The organism is Bacillus cereus (genome assembly GCF_015071065.1).
Taxonomy (GTDB): Bacteria; Bacillota; Bacilli; order Bacillales; family Bacillaceae_G; genus Bacillus_A; species Bacillus_A cereus_BA.
The window spans coordinates 773,239-794,770 of sequence record NZ_VOVA01000001.1 but is presented as its reverse complement, the minus strand read 5'-3'; the positions used below and the strand labels follow the sequence as shown (position 1 = coordinate 794,770).

Sequence of the window (21,532 nt, the reverse complement as noted above, 5' to 3'; positions counted from 1 at the left end):
GGATACAATAAAGTGGTGACTTTTTGGAAAGGTGAATGGAAGAAAGTGGTGATGTTATCGTTGTTTTTGTTAAAATAAAAAGATAGGTTAAGAAAAGAAGGGATTTTAATTATGGAAAAAGATGAACGTTTTAAACAGGCCGAGTTTGGTGCTATTGTCGGAATCGTTGGTAATATTATATTAGCGATTGTAAAAGCGGTAATTGGTTATATTGGAAACAGTAAGGCACTTTTAGCAGATGCGGTGCATTCTGGATCAGATGTAATTGGCTCGTTAGCTGTACTTTTTGGATTACGAGCAGCAAAGCAACCGCCTGATGAAGATCATCCGTATGGTCATGGTAAAGCGGAATCGATTTCAGCGATTATTGTTGCGGTATTATTATTTATTGTTGGACTAGAGATAGCGATTTCGTCTATAAAAGCTTTTTCACAAGATTTAGAACCACCAAAAGGAATTACGATTTTTGCAGTTATTCTTTCGATTGTAGTGAAAGAAGGGATGTTTCAGTATAAATATCGATTAGGGAAAAGGATAAATAGTGATGCAATTATTGCAAATGCATATGAACATCGTTCAGATGTGTTTTCTTCAATTGCAGCTTTAATCGGCATTTGTGCAGCTATCATCGGCGGTAAGTTAGGTATAGATTGGCTTGTATATGCCGATCCAATTGCAGGATTATTTGTTTCAATTCTCGTTGCTAAGATGGCGTGGAGTATTGGAGCAGAAGCTATTCATGCAACGCTCGATCATGTTCTGCATGAAGAAGATGTTGTTCCGCTTAGGGAGGCAGTTTTTCAAGTGGAAGGTGTGAAAAAAATCGGCTCTTTATATGCAAGGGAACATGGCTACTATGTTATTGTTGATATTAAAATATCTGTAGATCCATATATCACTGTAGAAGAAGGTCACCGCATTGGAAAACATGTAAAAGAAAAGCTTATGAAACAAGATAACGTACAAAATGTTTTTGTACATATTAATCCGTATTCTCCAAATTAAATATAACAGATATTTAATTATATAGATATCAAAGCGTAGTTTGCATTATATTGTCACCCCTTAATCTGTCTTGTATAATGGATAGGTTAAGGGGTGATTTCGTGTTACAACCGAAGACGCGTTGGAAAGAAAAAGAATATAATGAGGAACTAGTGAGTGAATTAGCAAATAAATTGCAACTATCACCTCTTGTGACTTCGTTATTTCTCGGCAGAGGCTTAAATACAGAAGATAAGATTGTAGACTTTTTAAATACAGCAGATCAAGAATTTCATGATCCATTTTTACTTGAAGGAATGGATCGAACTGTAGAACGTGTGAAAAAAGCCATTGAAAATGGAGAAAAAATATTAATATTTGGCGATTATGATGCGGACGGAGTAAGTAGTACGACTGTGTTATATCTTGCTCTCCAAGAATTAGGTGCAGAAGTAGAGTTTTATATTCCAAATCGTTTTACTGAAGGCTATGGGCCGAATGAAGAAGCGTTTCGTTGGGCGCACAGTGCAGGGTTCTCACTAATTATTACTGTCGATACTGGTATCGCAGCGGTACATGAAGCGAAGGTAGCGAAGGAACTTGGAATAGATCTTATTATTACAGATCATCATGAGCCACCACCAGAGTTACCAGAGGCACTTGCGATTATTCATCCGAAATTAGAAGGCGGTGTTTATCCGTTTCATTATTTAGCGGGTGTTGGTGTTGCATTTAAAGTTGCACATGCACTTTTAGGTCGTGTACCAGAGCATTTATTGGAAATTGCAGTAATCGGTACGGTAGCCGATTTAGTATCGCTTCACGGTGAAAATAGATTGTTAGTACAGCGTGGACTGAAGCATATGCGAATGACTCGAAATATCGGTTTAAAGGCGTTATTTAAAGTTGCTAACGTTTCGCAAAGCGAAATTACAGAAGAAAGCATCGGATTCTCACTCGCACCTCGTATTAATGCAGTTGGTCGTTTGGAAGATGCAACACCTGCTGTACACCTTCTATTATCAGAAGATCCAGAGGAAGCGAAAGAACTAGCTGAAGAAATTGATGAGCTGAATAAACTTCGAAAAGATATTGTAAAGCAAATTACAGAAGAAGCTATCGCTGAAGTCGAAAATAAATTCCCGCCGGAAGAAAATAAAGTATTAGTCCTTGCAAAAGAAGGTTGGAATCCAGGGGTAATTGGAATTGTCGCTTCTAAATTGGTAGAGCGTTATTACCGTCCAACAATTGTGTTAAGTATCGACCCTGATAAGCAAACAGCAAAAGGGTCTGCGCGTAGTATTGCAGGCTTTGATTTATTTGCAAATTTATCAGATTGCCGTGAATTACTGCCTCATTTTGGTGGACATCCAATGGCGGCAGGGATGACACTTCATATGAATGATGTGGACGAGCTACGCCGCCGTTTAAATGAACAGGCAAATGTAATTTTAACTCCGGAAGATTTTATTCCGATTACAGCTGTAGATGCGGTTTGTAAAGTAGAAGATGTAACGCTTGCTTCAATCGAAGAAATGCAAAAGTTAGCACCATTTGGTGTTGGAAATCCAAAACCGCGCATCGCAGTTAGGGATGCGGAATTAGAAAGTATTCGTGCAATCGGGTCAGATGGATCGCATTTGAAAATGGCTCTTCGTGATGGACAAGCAACACTGGACACGATTGGATTTGGATTTGGTACTTATGCGAAAGAAATCTCTCCAGTTGCGAAGGTTTCTGTAGTAGGAGAAGTGTCCATTAATGAATGGAATAACTTTAAAAAGCCGCAATTAATGGTGCAAGATATTGCTGTAGAGGCATGGCAATTATTTGACTGGCGTAGTATGCGTAATGTAGAAGCAAATTTAGCAGAACTTCCGAAAGAAAAAATAACAATGGTGTATTTTTCCGAAGAGGTATTGAATAAATTTTCTTTAGAAGACTATAAAGAACAGCTCGTGCATGCATCAGAGGTAACGCATTTAGATGATCAATACATTGTGCTACTTGATTTGCCGAAAGGAACAGATGAATTAGGTGATGTATTTAAGGCTGGCTTCCCAGCTCGAATTTACACACTATTTTATCAAGAGAATAATCATTTATTTAGTACAGTCCCAACGAGGGAACACTTTAAATGGTACTATTCTTTCTTAAGCCAAAAAACACCATTTTCTTTAAGGCAATATGGGGAACAACTGTGTCGTCATAAAGGTTGGTCAAAAGATACAGTAAATTTCATGACACAGGTGTTTTTTGAGTTAGAATTTGTTACAATAAAAGACGGTGTCATTTTTATGGCCGAACAAAAACACAAGCGTGATTTAATTGAATCGAACACATATCGTGAGAAAATGAGCCACTTACAATTAGAAAAAGAATTGGTTTATAGCACATATCAGCAACTATATACATGGTTTGAAACGATTCGTAATCATAAATAAGTAGAACAGTTAGGGTAAAGGATTTGTATTTACAAACCTTTTAGATCTGAGGAGGATTCAGAAATATGGATTTCAAGCAACATATCGCAATTGTACCGGATTATCCAAAAGAAGGTATTGTGTTTAAAGACATTACACCTTTAATGAACGATGGTAAAGCATACAAAGCAGCAACAGATGCAATCGTTGCGTATGCCCAAAAAAGAGATATCGACGTTGTAGTAGGGCCAGAAGCACGTGGCTTTATTATCGGTTGTCCTGTTTCTTATGCATTAGAAGTAGGGTTTGCACCAGTTCGTAAATTAGGGAAATTACCACGTGAAGTAATTACAGTTGACTACGGTAAAGAGTATGGAACGGATGTTTTAACAATCCATAAAGATGCAATTAAGCCAGGTCAACGTGTATTAATTACTGATGACCTTTTAGCTACAGGTGGAACAATTGAAGCGACAATTAAACTAGTTGAAGAACTTGGTGGAGTTGTAGCAGGAATTGCATTCTTAGTAGAGCTTACTTACTTAGATGGTCGTAAAATGTTAGATGGTTACGATGTATTAGTGTTAGAAAAATACTAATCATTATATAGGTGAAACTACGGTGATAAAAAAGTACCCGTGAATCTCTTGGAGAGGAGCGGGTACTTTTGTATAATTGCACAAAAAAACATGGTGAAATGTCAGTAAAATCTTTTCCTTTTCACAATTCACAATCATTGGGTTATAATGATAGAATATAATTTATTCTATTCAATAAAGATAAAGTCAATTTTCAATAAAAGGTGATTCGATGGCAAATGAGCAAGTACTAACAGCTGAACAGGTACTCGAGAAAGCAAGTCAATATTTAGCGGATGAAGATATTGAGCTAGTGGCACGTGCCTATGAATATGCGCGTGATGCACATAGCGAACAATATAGAAAATCGGGTGAACCATATATTATTCACCCAATTCAAGTTGCAGGTATTTTAGTTGATTTACACATGGATCCAGCTACGGTATCGGCAGGTTTCTTACATGATGTAGTGGAAGATACAGAAATTACATTAGAAGATATTGAACGGGAATTTAATAAAGAAATCGCTATGCTTGTCGATGGTGTTACAAAGCTTGGAAAGATTAAATATAAATCCCATGAGCAGCAACAAGCAGAAAACCATCGCAAAATGTTTATTGCAATGGCTCAAGATATTCGAGTTATTTTAATTAAACTAGCTGATCGTCTTCATAACATGCGTACATTGAAACATTTGCCTCAAGAGAAGCAGCGTCGCATTGCAAATGAAACGTTAGAAATCTTTGCACCTTTAGCACATAGACTCGGAATTAATACTATTAAATGGGAGCTAGAGGATACGTCACTTCGCTATTTAAACCCACAGCAATATTATCGTATTGTGAATTTAATGAAACGTAAACGTGCAGAGCGTGAAGAATATTTAGATGAAGTAATGACTGGCATTCGTGAGAAATTAAAAGAAGTTGCAATTCAACCCGAGATTTCTGGAAGACCAAAGCATATTTATAGTATTTATCGTAAAATGGCACTGCAAAATAAACAATTTAATGAAATTTATGATTTATTAGCTGTACGTGTCGTTGTAAATAGTATTAAAGATTGTTATGCGGTACTTGGAATTATTCATACGTGCTGGAAGCCAATGCCGGGGCGTTTTAAAGATTATATTGCAATGCCAAAAGCAAATCTATATCAATCTCTTCATACGACTGTAATTGGGCCGAAAGGTGATCCACTTGAAGTGCAAATTCGTACGAAAGAAATGCACGAAATTGCAGAATTCGGGATTGCAGCACACTGGGCGTATAAAGAAGGTAAAGCAGCAGAAACAACGGGTACATTAGAGAAAAAATTAACATGGTTCCGTCAAATATTAGAATGGCAAAATGAAGCTTCTAATGCAGAAGAGTTTATGGAATCATTAAAAATTGATTTGTTCTCTGATATGGTATTTGTCTTTACACCGAAAGGCGATGTAATGGAATTACCTCTTGGCTCTGTCCCAATTGATTTTGCGTATCGTGTCCATTCGGAAATTGGAAACAAAACAATTGGTGCAAAAGTAAATGGAAAAATGGTGACGCTTGATTATAAGCTGAAAACCGGTGACATCATTGAAATTTTAACATCGAAACATTCGTATGGCCCAAGTCAAGATTGGGTAAAGCTTGCTCAAACATCTCATGCAAAAAATAAAATACGTCAATTCTTTAAGAAACAACGTAGAGACGAAAATATTGAAAAAGGCCGTGAGCTTGTTGAAAAAGAAGTGCGTGGCTTAGAGTATGAGATGAAAGAAGTATTAGCGCTTGATAATTTAAAACGTGTTGCTGAGAAGTTTAACTTTGCAAATGAAGAAGATATGTTTGCAGCAGTTGGATATAGCGGAATTACAGCGTCGCAAATTGTTACGCGATTAACGGACAAGTTCCGTAAGCAACGTGAAGAAGAAGAAATCGTTGAAGTTAAAGAAGTTCGTAAACCGATGAAAATTCGAAAATGGGATTCTGGTGTAAAGGTAAGTGGTGCTGATAATTTGTTAATTCGTTTATCAAAATGCTGTAACCCAGTTCCAGGCGATGATATCGTTGGGTATATTACGAAAGGTCGAGGCGTATCAATTCACCGTTGCGATTGCGTCAATGTGCATACAGAAGAAGCGGTAGAGCGTTTACTAGAAGTAGATTGGGAAGGTAGTCCTGAAAAAGAAATTGAATACAATGTTGATATTGAAATTTCAGGCTATGATCGTCGTGGTTTATTGAATGAAGTATTACAGGCTGTTACAGAAACGAAGACGTATATCTCAGCTGTTTCTGGTAGAAGTGATCGTAATAAGATGGCAACGATTAACATGTCGATTTCTATTCGAAACTTACAACACTTGAAAAAAGTAGTAGAGCGCATTAAACGTGTTCCAGAAATTTATGCCGTACGACGCATGATGCATTAATAGGGAGTGTAGAAAAGATGAGAGTTGTTTTACAACGATCAAAGGAAGCGTCTGTCACAGTAGATGGTGAGATTGTAGGACAAATTCCATTCGGTTTAACATTACTAGTTGGCATTACGCATGAAGATACAGAAAAAGATGCAACTTATATTGCAGAAAAAATCGCAAACCTACGCATTTTTGAAGATGAGAGCGGAAAGATGAACCACTCTGTACTTGATGTAGAAGGACAAGTTCTATCTATTTCGCAATTTACATTATACGGAGATTGCCGCAAGGGAAGACGTCCAAACTTTATGGATGCTGCGAAACCTGATTATGCAGAGCATTTATATGATTTCTTTAATGAAGAAGTTCGTAAACAAGGACTACATGTGGAGACAGGACAGTTCGGAGCAATGATGGACGTTTCTTTAATCAATGATGGTCCGGTGACCTTAATTGTAGAAAGTAAATAGTGTTGCCCAAGAAGAGAGGATTATAGGATCCTCTCTTTTTTCATACATTGTGGTATGTTTTGTTTAGTTACAATAGGATTTAATTTGAAGAGGAATAAAAGGAAAAGAAGGTGTAGCATGCTTCAAGAATTCAATATAGCTTTACGTTTTATGCTGGAGTTATGCATTCTTGGGATTGTTGGATACTGGGGGTTCCGAATAGGAGAAATACCTGTTGTAAAAATTACACTGGCTATTATTCTTCCGATTGTTGTTGCTGTCATATGGGGGTTATTTGGAGCTCCACACGCAGAGTGGGAAGTGCGTGGTATATTGCATGTATTGTTAGAAATTATCGTGTTTGGAGTAGGGGTTGCAGCGTTGTATCATTTGAAGCACCCTTTACTTGCGAGTGGATTGGCTACCGTTATTATTGTTAATCGCATTCTTATGTTTATTTGGAATCAATAACTGTTTCGGCTATGTATAACTACCCCATCAATATGGAACAATAAAAGTAAAACATCCATATTGAATGTGAGGGATATACGTATGCGTATGAATGAAAAAGGGCATTCTGTTACAAATGGTGCAAATCAACTGTTTAACGTAAATTTACATGATTTTATTTCAAAAGAACAAAACAATACTTCAATGGAGCTTGCTTCTGAGTTTGGAATTTCACTACAAGATGTAAAGCGCCTAAAGAAGCAAATTGAGCGCTCTTAGAGCACTTGACAATCCTACTCAACAAACGTATAGTAATTTTATATTTACATATGAATATAGCCGTTGATAGAGGAGAGTAAATGAGATACACATGGAAAGAGAAGAAATGTCCTAGGCTGAAAACATTTCTACATGATGACTGATTGAATGACACTCTGTAGGTTTCAACTTGAAAGGCTTATACGCTTAGTAGAGATGAACGCAAATTTAAGCGTTATTAAAAAAGTGGAAGCATACGTGCTTCAATTAGGGTGGCACCACGGGTATAATACTCTCGTCCCTACTGTTCAAACAGTAGAGGCGGGAGTTTTTTTATTTTTATTAAGATTAAAACAATTTGAGGAGGAACTGAATATGTCTATTCAAATCCCACGCGGAACGCAAGATATTCTTCCAGGTAGTGTTGAGTTATGGCAGTATATCGAAGGGCAAGCGCGCGACATTTGCCGTCGTTACAATTATAAAGAAATTCGTACACCAATTTTTGAGCACACAGAGCTATTTTTACGTGGTGTTGGTGATACGACAGATATCGTACAAAAAGAAATGTATTCATTCCAAGACCGTGGAGAGCGTAGTTTAACATTACGTCCAGAAGGTACTGCACCTGTTGTACGTTCTTACGTTGAAAACAAAATGTTCGGTGATGCAACACAACCAACAAAATTATACTATATCGGCCAAATGTTCCGTTATGAAAGACCACAAGCAGGTCGCTATCGTCAATTCGTACAATTCGGTATTGAAGCAATTGGTAGTAACGATCCAGCAATTGATGCAGAAGTAATTGCACTTGCTGTAGAGTTTTACCGCGGTATGGGCTTGAAAAATATTAAAGTTGTATTAAATAGCTTAGGTGATGCAGCGAGTCGTCAAGCACACCGTGATGCGTTAATTGCTCACTTTGAGCCGCGCATTGGAGAATTCTGTTCTGATTGCCAATCTCGCTTAGAAAAAAACCCTCTTCGTATTTTAGACTGTAAGAAGGACCGTAATCATGAATTAATGAGCACGGCACCATCTATTACAGAATACTTAAACGAAGATTCAGCAGTATACTACGACAAAGTACAAGAACTACTAACGATGATGGATGTTCCATTTGAGAAAGATCCGAATTTAGTACGTGGTTTAGACTACTACCAACACACTGTTTTTGAAATTATGAGTGAGGCAGAAGGTTTCGGTGCTATCACAACATTAAGTGGCGGTGGCCGTTATAACGGACTTGTACAAGAAATCGGTGGACCGGAAATGCCAGGTATCGGTTTTGCGATGAGTATTGAGCGTTTAATTATGGCGCTGAAGGCTGAAAATATTGAGTTACCAATTGAACATAGTATTGATTGTTACGTTGTAGCACTTGGTGAAAAAGCGAAAGACCGTGCTGCAAAAGTTGCGTTCGATCTTCGTAAAGCTGGATTATCAGTTGAAAAAGATTATTTAGATCGCAAAATGAAAGCACAATTTAAATCTGCAGATCGTTTAAATGCGAAATACGTAGCTGTATTAGGGGAAGATGAGCTAGATAAAGGCATCATTAACTTAAAAGATATGGCAACAGGCGGACAAGAAGAAGTAGCGTTAGATGTATTTGCTTCATATGTAGCAGAGAAATTAATATAGGGGGAACTTAAAGTGGCTGAAAGAACACATGCATGCGGAAAAGTAACAGTAGAAGCGGTTGGACAAACAGTTCAATTAAAAGGCTGGGTACAAAAACGCCGTGATTTAGGTGGATTAATCTTTATCGACTTACGTGACCGTACAGGTATCGTACAAGTTGTATTTAATCCAGAAACATCAAAAGAAGCGTTAGAAGTAGCAGAAACGATTCGTAGCGAATACGTATTACACGTAGAAGGTACAGTTGTTGAACGTGGTGAAGGCGCAATTAATGATAATATGGCAACTGGTCGTATTGAAGTACAAGCATCGAAAGTAAATGTATTAAACGCAGCGAAAACAACGCCAATCATTATTGCTGATGATACAGATGCATCAGAAGATGTGCGTTTAAAATATCGTTACTTAGACTTACGTCGTCCTGCAATGTTCAACACATTCAAAATGCGTCATGACGTAACGAAAACAATTCGTAACTTCTTAGATACAGAAGAGTTCTTAGAAGTTGAAACACCAATTTTAACGAAGAGCACGCCAGAAGGAGCTCGCGACTATTTAGTACCAAGCCGTGTGCATGATGGTGAATTTTATGCATTACCTCAATCTCCGCAGCTATTTAAACAGCTTCTTATGGTCGGTGGATTTGAGCGTTACTATCAAGTAGCACGTTGTTTCCGTGACGAAGATTTACGTGCGGACCGTCAACCGGAATTCACGCAAATTGATATCGAGGCATCATTCTTAACACAAGATGAAATTTTAGAAATGATGGAGCGTATGATGACGAAAGTCATGAAGGATGCAAAAGGTGTAGAAGTTAGTGCACCATTCCCTCGTATGAAATATGCTGATGCAATGGCTCGCTTTGGTTCTGATAAGCCGGATACACGCTTTGAAATGGAACTAAAAGACCTATCTGAATTTGCAGCAGGTTGTGGATTTAAAGTATTTACAAGTGCTGTAGAAAACGGCGGACAAGTAAAAGCGATTAACGCAAAAGGTGCAGCGAGCAAATACTCTCGTAAAGACATCGATGCATTAACTGAATTCGCAAAAGTATACGGTGCAAAAGGTCTAGCTTGGCTTAAAGTTGAAGAAGACGGCTTAAAAGGACCGATTGCGAAATTCTTCGGGGAAGAAGATGCAAACGTGTTAATGAGTACATTATCTGCTACTGCTGGTGACTTATTACTATTCGTAGCAGATAAGAAGAGCGTTGTTGCAGATAGCTTAGGTGCACTTCGTTTACGTCTAGGTAAAGAACTTGAGCTAATTGACGAAAGTAAATTTAATTTCCTATGGGTAACTGATTGGCCACTTCTTGAGTACGATGAAGATGCAGATCGTTACTTCGCAGCTCACCATCCATTCACAATGCCATTCCGTGAAGATGTTGAACTATTAGAAACAGCACCAGAAAAAGCACGTGCACAAGCATATGACCTTGTATTAAACGGTTATGAGCTTGGTGGTGGATCACTTCGTATTTACGAGCGTGACGTACAAGAAAAAATGTTCAAAGCACTTGGATTCTCACAAGAAGAAGCACAAGAACAATTCGGATTCTTATTAGAAGCATTCGAATACGGTACACCACCACATGGCGGAATCGCATTAGGTTTAGACCGTCTTGTTATGTTACTTGCAGGTCGTACGAACCTTCGTGATACAATTGCATTCCCGAAAACAGCAAGCGCAAGCTGCTTATTAACAGAAGCGCCAAGCCCAGTTGCAGAAGCTCAGCTTGAAGAGCTAAGCTTAAAATTGAGCTTGAAAGAAGAGAAGTAAGAATAGAGTCTAGATGGTTATACTAACCCCATCTAGGCTTTTTTTATAGAGGTTGTTTAAAAAGTCCGGTTTAGATAACCGTCGCATCTCATCGTTACGTATGCTAGTCCGGTGCTTGAGTAGTAAAGCTACACTGCGCTCCTCCTGGCGTCAGCGCCTCGATCTGCTCGTCCCTCTGAATCCTCCTTTTTAAACATATATTTAAGGGGAAAGTCCGGTTCAGATGGCAGTCGCATCTCGTCGTTGCTTAGCCAGTCCGATGCTCGAGTAATAAGGCTACACTGCGCTCCCCTCCTGGCGTCAGCGCCTCGATCTGCTCGTCCCTCTGAATTCTCCTTTTTAAACGGATATTTAAGGGGAAAGTCCGGTTCAGATGGCAGTCGCATCTCGTCGTTGCTTAGCCAGTCCGGTCTATATTATGTTTTCCTTGTTTGAAATATGTATTTTTAGGAATTCTATAACTTTTTCTATACAAATAGTCGGAAAAACGCTAGAATACATGGTAGACCATTTTTGTAATAGGAGTGTAGAGCTGAATGTTACATCAATTTTCACGTAATGAATTAGCCTTTGGAAAAGAAGGCCTTGAAATATTAAAAAATAGTACAGTCGGTATTTTAGGAATTGGCGGCGTAGGGTCATTTTCGGCAGAAGCGTTAGCACGTTCTGGCGTAGGACGTCTCGTATTAGTTGACAAAGATGTTGTAGATATTACAAACGTAAACCGTCAAATTCACGCGTTAGTATCTACTGTAGGACGTTCAAAAGTAGAATTAATGAAAGAGCGTATTGCAGACATTAATCCGGAATGTGAAGTAATTGGACTAGAGATGTTTTATACAGATGAAACATATGAAGAGTTCTTTAAACACGGTTTAGATTTCGTAGTGGATGCATCTGATACGATTACGTTCAAAATTCATTTAATTAAACAATGTTTACGTCGTAAAATCAAAATTATCTCATGTATGGGTGCGGCAAATAAAATGGACCCAACTCGTTTCCGTATTGCGGACATTTCTAAAACACATACAGATCCAATTGCGAAAGTAATTCGTACGAAGCTTCGTAAAGATGGTATTAAAAAAGGTGTAAAAGTTGTCTTCTCTGACGAAAACCCAATCGTAATTCGTGAAGAAGTACGTAAAGAAATCGTACCAGACGAAAATGCAAAAATTCGTAAAGCGAAATTACCGCCTTCTTCAAATGCATTCGTACCATCTGTGGCTGGTTTAATTATGGCAAGTCACGTTGTTCGCGAGCGTATTAAAAACGTAGAAGTGAAGCGTGTAGGGCAAGAATAAAAAGGAAGCATATATCGTTTAGGATATATGCTTTTTGTATGTTTTAAAGAAATATCGATGTCGAATTGTTAATATAATTTCATTTACTGTGGTGATGTTTCACTATGGAAAAATAAACAGGGATGTCCCTAAGTTTAAAAAGTGACATCCCTGTTTTTAGTTTTCTGCCGAATATATAATATCTAAATTTCCATTTTGATCGGTTTTGAAAATCGGAGCAATTTGCTCTTCTTGTTCTTCGACCGAAACAAGTTTTCGAGCACGATCCATAATTCTAACAAGCATTGCATAATCTTCTTCGATTGCTTGTTGTTTTTTTGTGAGAACAGCTAATTTTGCTTCAAGTTCATTGTTCGTTTTTTGCAGGGAAGTGAGCTGATTTTGTAATACGTCATTTTCAGTTTGTAACTTTGCGAGTGAAGGGTTATTGTGCTCCAAGTTTTGCAAAAATGAGATGACATTTTGCATTGTAAGATCTTGTTTATTTGGGACAATATCTTCTGAAAACTCGGCATCGATTACGAGCTGCCGAGTTTGTGTGAACGGTTCTTTTTCTATTTTAGCTTCCGAACGCTTTAATTCTTTACGTTGTTTTTTTGCAAGTTGCACCGCATCTTCATAATATGCTCTTACTTCAGCATTCCATCTAAAGCCACAAGCTGCTGAAGTTCGGTTTAATGTATCACCAACTTCATCGAATGCTTTTATTTGTGTACTTCCGCTGCGAATATGTCGTAAAACAGTTTCTGCTAAAAGGAGATCGTCTTCTCTTGTCCATGCATCTTGACGTGTTTTCATAAGCGAAGCCTCCGTAATGGTGACGTTTTCGCTTATATTACCCTTTATTCTTCGTTTTATGCGAACTTTGTAATCTTTCATAAACAGTAGAAAGTGCTTGTTCAAATTTCCCTGTCGTTTTCGGTTTATAATATTGCTTGTTTTTTATTTTATCAGGTAGGTATTGTTGGTGTACCCAGCCATTTGGATGGTCGTGTGGATATAAGTATCCAATCCCTCTACCTAATGATTCTGCGCCTTTGTAATGACTATCTTTTAAATGACTTGGAATGTCACCTGTTTGACCGTTACGTAAATCGTGTAATGCAGCATCAAGTGCTTTATAAGCTGAATTTGATTTTGGTGATAGGCAAAGCTCGATAACGGCATTTGCAAGTGGTATGCGCGCTTCTGGGAATCCAACTCGTTCAGCTGATTCTATGGCTGCTAGTGTACGCTGTCCAGCTTGTGGGCTAGCAAGTCCAACATCTTCATATGCCATAATAAGAAGCCGTCTACCAATACTTTGTAAGTCACCTGCTTCAATAAGGCGTGCTAAATAATGAAGTGCGGCGTTCACATCACTTCCGCGTACTGATTTTTGAAAAGCAGATAAAACGTCATAGTGAGCATCACCACCTTTGTCGTGAACGAAACTCTTTTTCTGTAAACATTCTTCAGCAATTTCAAGTGTAATTTCCGCGGCTTTGTCGTCAGTTGTAAAGCTAGATAAAACAGCTAGTTCAAGTGCATTATAAGCTGAGCGCATATCACCGCCTGATGCATTTGCAAAGTGATGTAATGCTTCAGCCGTAACAGTTACATCATATTCCCCAAGCCCTTTTTCTTTATCTTCTAGAGCGCGCTTTAATCCAATTAAAATATCATCCTCAGTTAAGGAATGTAATTCGAAGATTTGACAACGACTTCGAATAGCAGAATTAATAGCATGGAACGGATTACTCGTCGTTGCGCCGATTAAAGTAAGGAGTCCGCTTTCTAAATGAGGTAAAAGAAAGTCTTGCTTCGCTTTATCTAGTCTATGAACTTCATCCAAAATTAAAACGAGGTGTCGATGCATTTTCGCTTCTTGTACGACAACTTCCATATCTTTTTTATTATGAGTAACAGCGTTTAAGAGGCGAAACGGGGTTCCAGTACTTCCTGCAATTGCGCTAGCGATTGATGTTTTTCCTGTGCCTGGAGGACCATATAAAATCATTGATTGAAAATGATTTGCTTGGACCATTCGCCATAAAATCTTGCCTTCACCAACTAAATGCTGTTGTCCGATAATTTCTTGAATAGTTGTTGGACGCATTCGATGTGCGAGTGGTTGTTTCATTTTGACCGTCTCCCTTCATGTGTAATCTCATTCTATCGTATCATTTTTTTTAATGGAATTTGAAATAGGATGCTGTTTTGTGGGAAAAATGAATATCAATATTTTCATTTTTCTTTCAATTGTAATAATTTCCGAGTTTTTCAATGTGTTTTTATGTTATCATTTTGATACACAAGTTGAAATTTCTTATAATACTATATTATGCTATAATTTCATAGGATTTTAAATTGTGTTCTTTTATAAAGTGAAACTTTAATCAGTGGGGGTTTTGTTCATCCCCCGCTGATTATTAGCCTTCACCAATCGGGCGTTTATAGGCAGCCCGACTCCCGCCTAACTTCATTGCTCCAGCCGAATTTTGAGGTGGGAGTTTTACTGCCCGCAAATAGCGGGATAAATAAGATATAACCAATAGAAGTGAAAATTTGAAATGAGGTGCAAATAGATGAAGATTTCAACGAAAGGCCGCTACGGCTTAACAATTATGATCGACCTTGCAAAAAAGTTTGGTGAAGGCCCAATTTCATTAAAATCAATTGCGCAGGCACATGACTTATCTGAGCATTACTTAGAGCAATTAATTTCACCACTTCGTAACGCTCGTCTTGTAAAGAGTACGCGCGGTGCATATGGCGGATATGTATTATCTGATCAGCCAGTCAACATTACAGCTGGAGATGTAATCCGTGTACTAGAGGGTCCGATTAGTGTTGTAGAAATGATAGAAGAAGAAGAACCAGCACAACGCCAATTATGGATGCGTGTTCGTGATGCGGTGCAAGAAGTATTAGATAGTACAACTTTAGAAGATTTAGTACGTTATGAGGAAGAAAATCATGGGGGCTATATGTTTTACATTTAATTCCTTGTGAAACGATTTGGAAAGAAGGAGATTTAATGGAACGCATTTACTTAGATCATGCTGCGACATCTCCGACTCACCCAGAAGTGGTCGAAAAGATGATTCCATATATGACAGAAACATTTGGAAACCCGTCTAGTATTCACTTTTATGGGCGTCAAACGCGCCATGCGGTAGATGAGGCGAGACGTGTGTGTGCACGTAGCATTCACGCGAGTCCAAATGAAATTATATTCACGAGCGGTGGTACAGAAGCTGATAATTTAGCACTTATAGGTGTAGCGCGCGCGAATCGTCATAAAGGTAACCACATTATTACAACGCAAATTGAACATCATGCGATTTTGCATACGTGTGAATTGTTAGAGCGTGAAGGATTTGAAGTGACGTATTTACCTGTTGATGAAACAGGGCGTGTTCAAGTTTCTGACATACAAAGGGCATTAACAGAAGAGACGATTCTTGTATCTGTTATGTTTGGGAATAATGAAGTAGGGACAATGCAACCAATTGCGGAAATAGGAAAGCTGCTAAAAGAGCATCCAGCTTATTTCCACACAGATGCTGTACAAGCCTACGGTTTATTATCGATTGATGTGAAAGAATTTGGAATTGATTTATTATCAATTTCAGCTCACAAAATTAACGGACCAAAAGGTGTAGGGTTCCTATATGCTGGCGCAAATGTGAAATTTGAACCGTTATTAATAGGCGGAGAACAAGAAAGAAAACGCCGTGCGGGTACTGAAAATGTACCTAGTATTGTCGGACTTCAACATGCAATCTCGCTAGCTGAAAAAACTCGTGAGCAAAAAAATGCCCAATATGAAGAGTTTAAAGATATAATGGTATCTGTCTTCAAAAAAGAGGACATTCATTTCGAGGTAAACGGAAGCTTGGAATATCGCTTACCGCATGTGTTTAATATAAACTTTACAGGAATGAACATTGAACCGTTTCTTGTAAACTTAGACTTAGCTGGCATTGCAGTATCAAGTGGTTCTGCTTGTACAGCTGGCTCGATTGATCCATCACATGTATTAGTGGCGATGTTCGGAAAAGACTCCGATCAAATACGTTCATCCGTACGCTTTAGTTTCGGACTTGGAAATACGAAAGAGCAAATTGAAAAAGCGGCGTACGAAACAGTGAAAATCGTGAAGCGATTAACACAAAATTAGCATGGGAGGTGACATGATGAACAAACTACCTCACGAAACACGCGTTGTCATCGGGATGTCCGGTGGCGTCGATTCATCTGTAGCAGCACTTTTATTAAAAGAGCAAGGGTATGATGTAATCGGAATTTTTATGAAAAACTGGGATGATACAGATGAGAATGGTGTCTGCACAGCAACAGAAGATTATAATGATGTAATTGAAGTGTGCAACCAAATCGGCATTCCGTATTATGCAGTAAACTTTGAAAAACAATACTGGGATAAAGTATTTACGTACTTTTTAGATGAGTACCGAGCTGGTCGTACACCAAACCCAGATGTAATGTGTAACAAAGAAATTAAATTTAAAGCATTTTTAGAGCATGCAATTGCGCTTGGTGCTGATTATGTAGCAACAGGTCATTATGCACGCGTTGCTTATATGGACGGCGAATATAAAATGCTACGCGGCGTTGATGATAATAAGGATCAAACATACTTCTTAAATCAATTAAGCCAAGAACAATTATCGAAAACAATGTTCCCATTAGGTGAATTAAAGAAACCACAAATTCGCGAGATGGCGACAGAAGCTGGTTTAGCGACAGCGGCGAAGAAAGATAGTACTGGTATTTGCTTCATCGGTGAGCGTAACTTTAAAGATTTCTTAAGTAACTATTTACCAGCGCAACCAGGTGTGATGCAAACATTATCTGGTGAAGTGAAAGGGAAACATGATGGTTTAATGTACTATACAATTGGACAACGTCATGGCCTTGGTATTGGTGGTAATGGTGATCCATGGTTTGCTGTTGGGAAAAACTTAAAAGAAAACATTTTATATGTTGACCAAGGATTCCATAACGAACTTCTATATGGTGATGAAGTTATTGCTACGAATGTTGGCTGGGTAAGTAATAAAGCGAAGGAAAAAGAATTTACGTGTACAGCGAAATTCCGTTATCGTCAAGCAGACAATAAAGTAACGGTTCAAATCGTTGATGAAAATACAGTTCGTATTCTTTGTGATGAGCCAATTCGTGCGATTACGCCAGGTCAAGCAGTTGTTTTCTATGATGGAGATGAGTGCTTAGGCGGCGCTACAATTGATGAAGTATATCATAGTGGCAAGAAATTAGATTATTTAGGATAACAAGAGAAGCCTCTGCCGATTAGCGGTTAGAGGTTTCTTTTACATAAAGCGAATTTTCGTTCGCTTGGAAAATACATTCTTTGTTATAATTTGTTGTAGAGGTGAAGGACATGTCAAACAAACTTGAAACAGGTATTAAATATATGCAAGAAGGAAACTGGGAAGAAGCAGCTAAAAATTTCACAGAAGCAATCGAAGAAAATCCGAAAGATGCGCTTGGATACATTAACTTTGCGAATTTATTAGATGTATTAGGTGATAGTGAGCGAGCAATTTTATTTTACAAACGTGCATTAGAATTAGATGATAAATCTGCAGCTGCCTATTATGGTTTAGGAAACGTATATTATGGTCAAGAGCAATTTGCAGAGGCAAAGGCTGTATTTGAAAAAGCGATGCAAGCGGGCTTACAATCAGCTGATGTAACATTTATGTTAGGTATCACACATGTGCAACTTGGAAATGATCGTCTTGCGCTGCCATTTTTACAAAGAGCGACGGAATTAGATGAAGACGATGTAGAAGCTGTTTTCCAATGCGGTCTTTGCTTCGCGCGACTAGAACATATTCAAGAGGCGAAACCTTATTTTGAAAAGGTATTAGAAATGGATGAAGAGCATGCAGATGCGTATTATAATTTAGGTGTTGCGTACGTATTCGAAGAAAATAACGAGAAGGCTCTCGCTTTATTTAAGAAAGCAACTGAAATTCAGCCAGATCACTTTTTAGCTGGTAATGGCGTTCGTTTATTAGAGCAAGAAGCTGAATAAAGTGAAATTATAGTTTAATGCGTAGTTACCCCTCATCTAAAGAGTATGAAAGAGGTGGGGGATGTACTGCTCATTAAAGTGAAAAGAACTCGGAAAGGAGAGGAAATATGGGAAATCAACATGCAATGGATTTGTTTGAGGAAGAAAAAAAATTTATAAAAGCGCAAGTTCTTCATACCATTTTCCACAACGAAGAAAACCTCTATTCCGTTGTCAGTATGAAAGTCATTGAAACGAATGAAACATACGACGAAAAAAAAGTAATGATAAACGGTCATTTTCCCCGTATGCATGAAGATGAAGTGTTTACATTAACAGGTCATTTTAAAGACCACCCAAAGTATGGGAAACAATATTTAGTGGAAACGTTTAAAAAAGAATTACCACAAACAAAAGCAGGTATGGTGCAATATTTAGCGAGCGATTTATTTAAAGGGATTGGAAAGCGTACAGCCGAAAAAATCGTTGATCATCTCGGTGAGCATGCGATTTCTAAAATTATGGATGATCCCGATGCGTTAAATGGCGTTGTAAACAAGCAAAAAGCGCAGGAAATATATGAGACGATTATTGAGCATCAAGGGCTAGAGAAAGTGATGAGTTTTTTAAATGGCTACGGTTTTGGAACAAAACTTTCTATTAAAATTTATCAGCAATATAAAGAGATGACATTAGAAGTGATTCGTAATAATCCATATAAGCTTATTGAAGAAGTGGACGGAATTGGATTTGGAAGAGCAGATGATATAGGGCGTGCAATAGGAATAACCGGCAATCACGACGACCGTGTACGTGCAGGGTGTTTTTATACGTTAGAGAATATTTCATTACAATTGGGTCACGTGTATATGGAAAAAGGTCAGCTTGTCAGAGAAACGATGTCACTTTTAAATAATCAAGAAGGAAGAGTGACTGAGGAAGATATTGTAGGCTGCGTTGAAATGATGCAAGGTGAAGGGAAAGTCATCATAGAAGAAGAGCGAGTGTATTTAGCTTCGTTATTTTACTCTGAAAAAGGCGTTGTAAAGTCAATTCGTCGTCTTATGAATCAAGAAGAAACCCCTGCATTCCCTGAAGCAGAAGTGTTAAAAACATTAGGGGAAATTGAAGAACAGCTAAAGGTACAGTATGCGCCGCTTCAGCAAGAAGCAGTTCAAACTGCGCTTCATAAGCCGATGATGTTATTAACAGGTGGACCAGGAACGGGGAAAACAACAGTTATTAAAGGGATTGTTGAAATGTATGCATCACTTCACGGAGTATCATTAAATCCAAATGAATATAGTGATGATAATCCATTTCCGATTTTATTAACGGCTCCAACTGGAAGAGCAGCGAAGCGAATGAGTGAATCGACGGGGCTTCCGGCGTGCACAATTCATCGTCTGCTCGGTTGGACACCAGAAGGGTCTTTCCAGCGCAATGAAACAGACCCTGTCCAAGGGAAGCTCCTTATTATTGATGAGTTTTCGATGGTAGATATTTGGCTGGCAAATCAATTGTTTAAATCCTTGCCGACGAACATCCAAGTAATTGTTGTAGGTGATGAAGACCAATTACCATCGGTAGGACCTGGACAAGTGTTGAAAGATTTATTAAATGCAGGTGCCATCCCAACGGTAAAACTCACAGAAATTTATCGTCAGGCAGAAGGTTCGTCTGTTATTCAGCTTGCCCATGCGATAAAAGACGGGACGCTCCCGCCAGATTTAGCACAAAATAAAAAAGATCGTTCATTTATCAGCTGTGCAGGGGCTCAAATTGTTGAGGTTGTTAAAAAGGTTTGTGAAAATGCTAAGACAAAAGGCTTTAGTGCAAGAGATGTACAAGTATTGGCACCTATGTACCGCGGACCAGCAGGTATTAATGTGTTAAATGAAGCTCTTCAAGAAGTGTTTAATCCGAAAAAAGAAAAGAGTAAAGAAATTGCTTACGGTGATGTTGTATACCGCAGAGGTGATAAAGTACTGCAACTCGTTAATCAGCCAGAGAGCCAAGTCTTTAATGGTGATATTGGAGAAATTGTTTCGGTGTTTTATGCGAAAGAAAATGTCGAGCAACAAGATATGATTATCGTTTCATTTGATGGAATTGAAGTAACATATACAAAGCCGGATTTAAATCAAATTACGCATGCATATTGTTGCTCGATTCATAAATCACAAGGTAGTGAATTCCCGATAGTTATTATGCCGATTGTAAAGAGCTACTACCGTATGTTACGCCGTAATTTAATTTATACAGGTATTACAAGGAGTAAGAAATTCCTTATTATTTGCGGGGAGGAAGCAGCTTTTCAATCCGGTGTAAATCGCCTTGATGATGCAATGCGTCAAACGACTTTAGCTGGTCGATTGCAAGAATCACAAGGAGAAGTGCAGATGGTAACGGTTAATGGTGAAGAAATGGACGTGGAAAACATTTCACCGTATGATTTCATGTAACAAGGTGAAATTATATAGTGAAACTTTCAAACGTATAACGTTGAAAGGCTCTAGCATGTATAAATGAATGCAGTTTGGACATAATGGCGAATAGAATCGGGGAGACTGTAAGGAGATGAAAGCCATATGTTCAGTTGTCCAAATTGCAAAGGGAAAGACATCGGAAAAATAGGTGTCAACCAATTTTATTGCTGGAATTGTTATATCGAATTATCGGTTTCAAAGGGGAAAATCCATACACATCAAGTAGAGGAAGATGGTTCATTAAGCTCTCTTGATGATTTATTTGATGATAATGAAAGAACGATCGGATAACGAAAAGGGGGATTTACTTTGAATCTACGCAATTCATTAATCGCATTAGGTGTTGGAGCTGCAGCATATCAATATGCTCGCAAGCAAGATGTATTCTCAAAACGCAATGTGAAAAAAGCACGTAAGATGATTAAGTCTTATTTATAAGGCGTAAAAAACTCCCTTCATGATAAGGGAGTTTTTTTATGCGCTTGTATGCAAATATAAAAGTCCGATTTCAGAGAAGAGATAAGATAAACCATAACATCCAACGCCAAGCATTCCGTAATGCCATAAGTGCTTCGCTCTTTCTTTTCGCGAGGAACGAATAAAGAAGCCTTTCCAAATACCAAACCCGATACAAATCCATTCAAGAAGCATAAAAAGTGCGGATAATACGAGCATAGATAAAACCATCATTAGCCCTCCTGATTATATTTTG

At 38.2% G+C, this 21,532-nt stretch carries 20 protein-coding genes and 1 other annotated feature; of the genes, 17 read left to right on the top strand and 3 right to left on the bottom strand.

All coding sequences use genetic code 11. The annotated features are described in order from the left end of the window. Positions 1-111: 111 nt before the first annotated feature. The 10 genes from FT637_RS04185 (at position 112) to FT637_RS04140 (ending at position 12,285) form a co-directional block, all read left to right on the top strand. Entirely contained in the window at positions 112-1,005 is an 894-nt protein-coding gene (locus FT637_RS04185) for a cation diffusion facilitator family transporter (RefSeq protein ID WP_193645233.1), read from the top strand. Positions 1,006-1,106: 101 nt separating this feature from the next. Beyond that, positions 1,107-3,428 (top strand): single-stranded-DNA-specific exonuclease RecJ, encoded by a 2,322-nt coding sequence (gene recJ, locus FT637_RS04180; protein WP_193645232.1) that lies wholly within the window; start codon positions 1,107-1,109, stop codon positions 3,426-3,428. Between the two features lie 65 nt (positions 3,429-3,493). Beyond that, on the top strand, positions 3,494-4,006 hold the full coding sequence (locus tag FT637_RS04175; protein WP_193645231.1) for an adenine phosphoribosyltransferase: 513 nt from the start codon (positions 3,494-3,496) through the stop codon (positions 4,004-4,006). Between the two features lie 211 nt (positions 4,007-4,217). Then, entirely contained in the window at positions 4,218-6,401 is a 2,184-nt protein-coding gene (gene relA / locus FT637_RS04170; RefSeq protein WP_193645230.1) for a GTP diphosphokinase, read from the top strand. Between the two features lie 17 nt (positions 6,402-6,418). Continuing rightward, entirely contained in the window at positions 6,419-6,859 is a 441-nt protein-coding gene (locus tag FT637_RS04165; protein ID WP_193645229.1) for a D-tyrosyl-tRNA(Tyr) deacylase, read from the top strand. A gap of 117 nt (positions 6,860-6,976) precedes the next feature. Next, positions 6,977-7,309: a YrdB family protein gene (locus tag FT637_RS04160; RefSeq protein WP_193645228.1), complete on the top strand. Its 333-nt coding sequence runs from the start codon at positions 6,977-6,979 to the stop codon at positions 7,307-7,309. 81 nt (positions 7,310-7,390) lie between these two features. After that, positions 7,391-7,567, top strand: a complete 177-nt coding sequence (locus FT637_RS04155) for a hypothetical protein (protein ID WP_002015300.1) — start codon at positions 7,391-7,393, stop codon at positions 7,565-7,567. 54 nt (positions 7,568-7,621) lie between these two features. Then, positions 7,622-7,852, top strand: a binding site (T-box leader). A 69-nt stretch (positions 7,853-7,921) separates the two neighbouring features. After that, positions 7,922-9,193, top strand: coding sequence for a histidine--tRNA ligase (gene hisS, locus FT637_RS04150; protein ID WP_012261743.1), 1,272 nt, complete (start codon positions 7,922-7,924; stop codon positions 9,191-9,193). A 12-nt stretch (positions 9,194-9,205) separates the two neighbouring features. Next, a complete protein-coding gene (gene aspS / locus FT637_RS04145; protein ID WP_193645227.1) occupies positions 9,206-10,981 on the top strand; it encodes an aspartate--tRNA ligase in 1,776 nt (591 codons plus the stop codon). A 536-nt stretch (positions 10,982-11,517) separates the two neighbouring features. Beyond that, a complete protein-coding gene (locus FT637_RS04140; protein ID WP_000903181.1) occupies positions 11,518-12,285 on the top strand; it encodes a ThiF family adenylyltransferase in 768 nt (255 codons plus the stop codon). Positions 12,286-12,441: 156 nt separating this feature from the next. Here the strand turns inward: FT637_RS04140 and FT637_RS04135 are convergent, their stop codons facing one another. Then, on the bottom strand, positions 12,442-13,083 hold the full coding sequence (locus FT637_RS04135) for an RsfA family transcriptional regulator (RefSeq protein ID WP_193645226.1): 642 nt from the start codon (positions 13,081-13,083) through the stop codon (positions 12,442-12,444). Between the two features lie 37 nt (positions 13,084-13,120). Further along, a complete protein-coding gene (locus FT637_RS04130; protein WP_193645225.1) occupies positions 13,121-14,407 on the bottom strand; it encodes a replication-associated recombination protein A in 1,287 nt (428 codons plus the stop codon). Positions 14,408-14,852: 445 nt separating this feature from the next. Here FT637_RS04130 and cymR point away from each other — a divergent pair, with 445 nt between their 5' ends. From cymR to FT637_RS04095, 7 genes are all read left to right on the top strand, one after another. Beyond that, on the top strand, positions 14,853-15,269 hold the full coding sequence (gene cymR, locus FT637_RS04125; protein WP_000704117.1) for a cysteine metabolism transcriptional regulator CymR: 417 nt from the start codon (positions 14,853-14,855) through the stop codon (positions 15,267-15,269). Between the two features lie 35 nt (positions 15,270-15,304). Further along, positions 15,305-16,450, top strand: coding sequence for a cysteine desulfurase family protein (locus FT637_RS04120; RefSeq protein WP_193645224.1), 1,146 nt, complete (start codon positions 15,305-15,307; stop codon positions 16,448-16,450). Positions 16,451-16,466: 16 nt separating this feature from the next. Beyond that, positions 16,467-17,582, top strand: a complete 1,116-nt coding sequence (gene mnmA, locus FT637_RS04115) for a tRNA 2-thiouridine(34) synthase MnmA (RefSeq protein ID WP_193645223.1) — start codon at positions 16,467-16,469, stop codon at positions 17,580-17,582. 110 nt (positions 17,583-17,692) lie between these two features. Next, entirely contained in the window at positions 17,693-18,352 is a 660-nt protein-coding gene (locus FT637_RS04110) for a tetratricopeptide repeat protein (RefSeq protein ID WP_193645222.1), read from the top strand. Positions 18,353-18,459: 107 nt separating this feature from the next. After that, positions 18,460-20,796 (top strand): ATP-dependent RecD-like DNA helicase, encoded by a 2,337-nt coding sequence (locus FT637_RS04105; protein WP_193645221.1) that lies wholly within the window; start codon positions 18,460-18,462, stop codon positions 20,794-20,796. Positions 20,797-20,922: 126 nt separating this feature from the next. Continuing rightward, positions 20,923-21,111, top strand: coding sequence for a hypothetical protein (locus FT637_RS04100; protein ID WP_002015288.1), 189 nt, complete (start codon positions 20,923-20,925; stop codon positions 21,109-21,111). 18 nt (positions 21,112-21,129) lie between these two features. Beyond that, positions 21,130-21,258: a YrzQ family protein gene (locus FT637_RS04095; protein WP_002015286.1), complete on the top strand. Its 129-nt coding sequence runs from the start codon at positions 21,130-21,132 to the stop codon at positions 21,256-21,258. Between the two features lie 36 nt (positions 21,259-21,294). Here the strand turns inward: FT637_RS04095 and FT637_RS04090 are convergent, their stop codons facing one another. Then, on the bottom strand, positions 21,295-21,507 hold the full coding sequence (locus FT637_RS04090; protein WP_193645220.1) for a hypothetical protein: 213 nt from the start codon (positions 21,505-21,507) through the stop codon (positions 21,295-21,297). Between the last annotated feature and the right edge of the window lie 25 nt (positions 21,508-21,532).

What these genes read in the sequence shown, in the direction of transcription:
- FT637_RS04185 (WP_193645233.1), top strand. Translation starts at nt 112, where the DNA reads ATGGAAAAAGATGAACGTTTTAAACAGGCCGAGTTTGGTGCTATTGTC.
- FT637_RS04175 (WP_193645231.1), top strand. Translation starts at nt 3,494, where the DNA reads ATGGATTTCAAGCAACATATCGCAATTGTACCGGATTATCCAAAAGAA.
- relA (WP_193645230.1), top strand. Translation starts at nt 4,218, where the DNA reads ATGGCAAATGAGCAAGTACTAACAGCTGAACAGGTACTCGAGAAAGCA.
- FT637_RS04165 (WP_193645229.1), top strand. Translation starts at nt 6,419, where the DNA reads ATGAGAGTTGTTTTACAACGATCAAAGGAAGCGTCTGTCACAGTAGAT.
- FT637_RS04160 (WP_193645228.1), top strand. Translation starts at nt 6,977, where the DNA reads ATGCTTCAAGAATTCAATATAGCTTTACGTTTTATGCTGGAGTTATGC.
- FT637_RS04155 (WP_002015300.1), top strand. Translation starts at nt 7,391, where the DNA reads ATGCGTATGAATGAAAAAGGGCATTCTGTTACAAATGGTGCAAATCAA.
- hisS (WP_012261743.1), top strand. Translation starts at nt 7,922, where the DNA reads ATGTCTATTCAAATCCCACGCGGAACGCAAGATATTCTTCCAGGTAGT.
- FT637_RS04140 (WP_000903181.1), top strand. Translation starts at nt 11,518, where the DNA reads ATGTTACATCAATTTTCACGTAATGAATTAGCCTTTGGAAAAGAAGGC.
- FT637_RS04135 (WP_193645226.1), bottom strand. Translation starts at nt 13,083, where the DNA reads ATGAAAACACGTCAAGATGCATGGACAAGAGAAGACGATCTCCTTTTA.
- FT637_RS04130 (WP_193645225.1), bottom strand. Translation starts at nt 14,407, where the DNA reads ATGAAACAACCACTCGCACATCGAATGCGTCCAACAACTATTCAAGAA.
- cymR (WP_000704117.1), top strand. Translation starts at nt 14,853, where the DNA reads ATGAAGATTTCAACGAAAGGCCGCTACGGCTTAACAATTATGATCGAC.
- FT637_RS04120 (WP_193645224.1), top strand. Translation starts at nt 15,305, where the DNA reads ATGGAACGCATTTACTTAGATCATGCTGCGACATCTCCGACTCACCCA.
- mnmA (WP_193645223.1), top strand. Translation starts at nt 16,467, where the DNA reads ATGAACAAACTACCTCACGAAACACGCGTTGTCATCGGGATGTCCGGT.
- FT637_RS04110 (WP_193645222.1), top strand. Translation starts at nt 17,693, where the DNA reads ATGTCAAACAAACTTGAAACAGGTATTAAATATATGCAAGAAGGAAAC.
- FT637_RS04105 (WP_193645221.1), top strand. Translation starts at nt 18,460, where the DNA reads ATGGGAAATCAACATGCAATGGATTTGTTTGAGGAAGAAAAAAAATTT.
- FT637_RS04100 (WP_002015288.1), top strand. Translation starts at nt 20,923, where the DNA reads ATGTTCAGTTGTCCAAATTGCAAAGGGAAAGACATCGGAAAAATAGGT.
- FT637_RS04090 (WP_193645220.1), bottom strand. Translation starts at nt 21,507, where the DNA reads ATGGTTTTATCTATGCTCGTATTATCCGCACTTTTTATGCTTCTTGAA.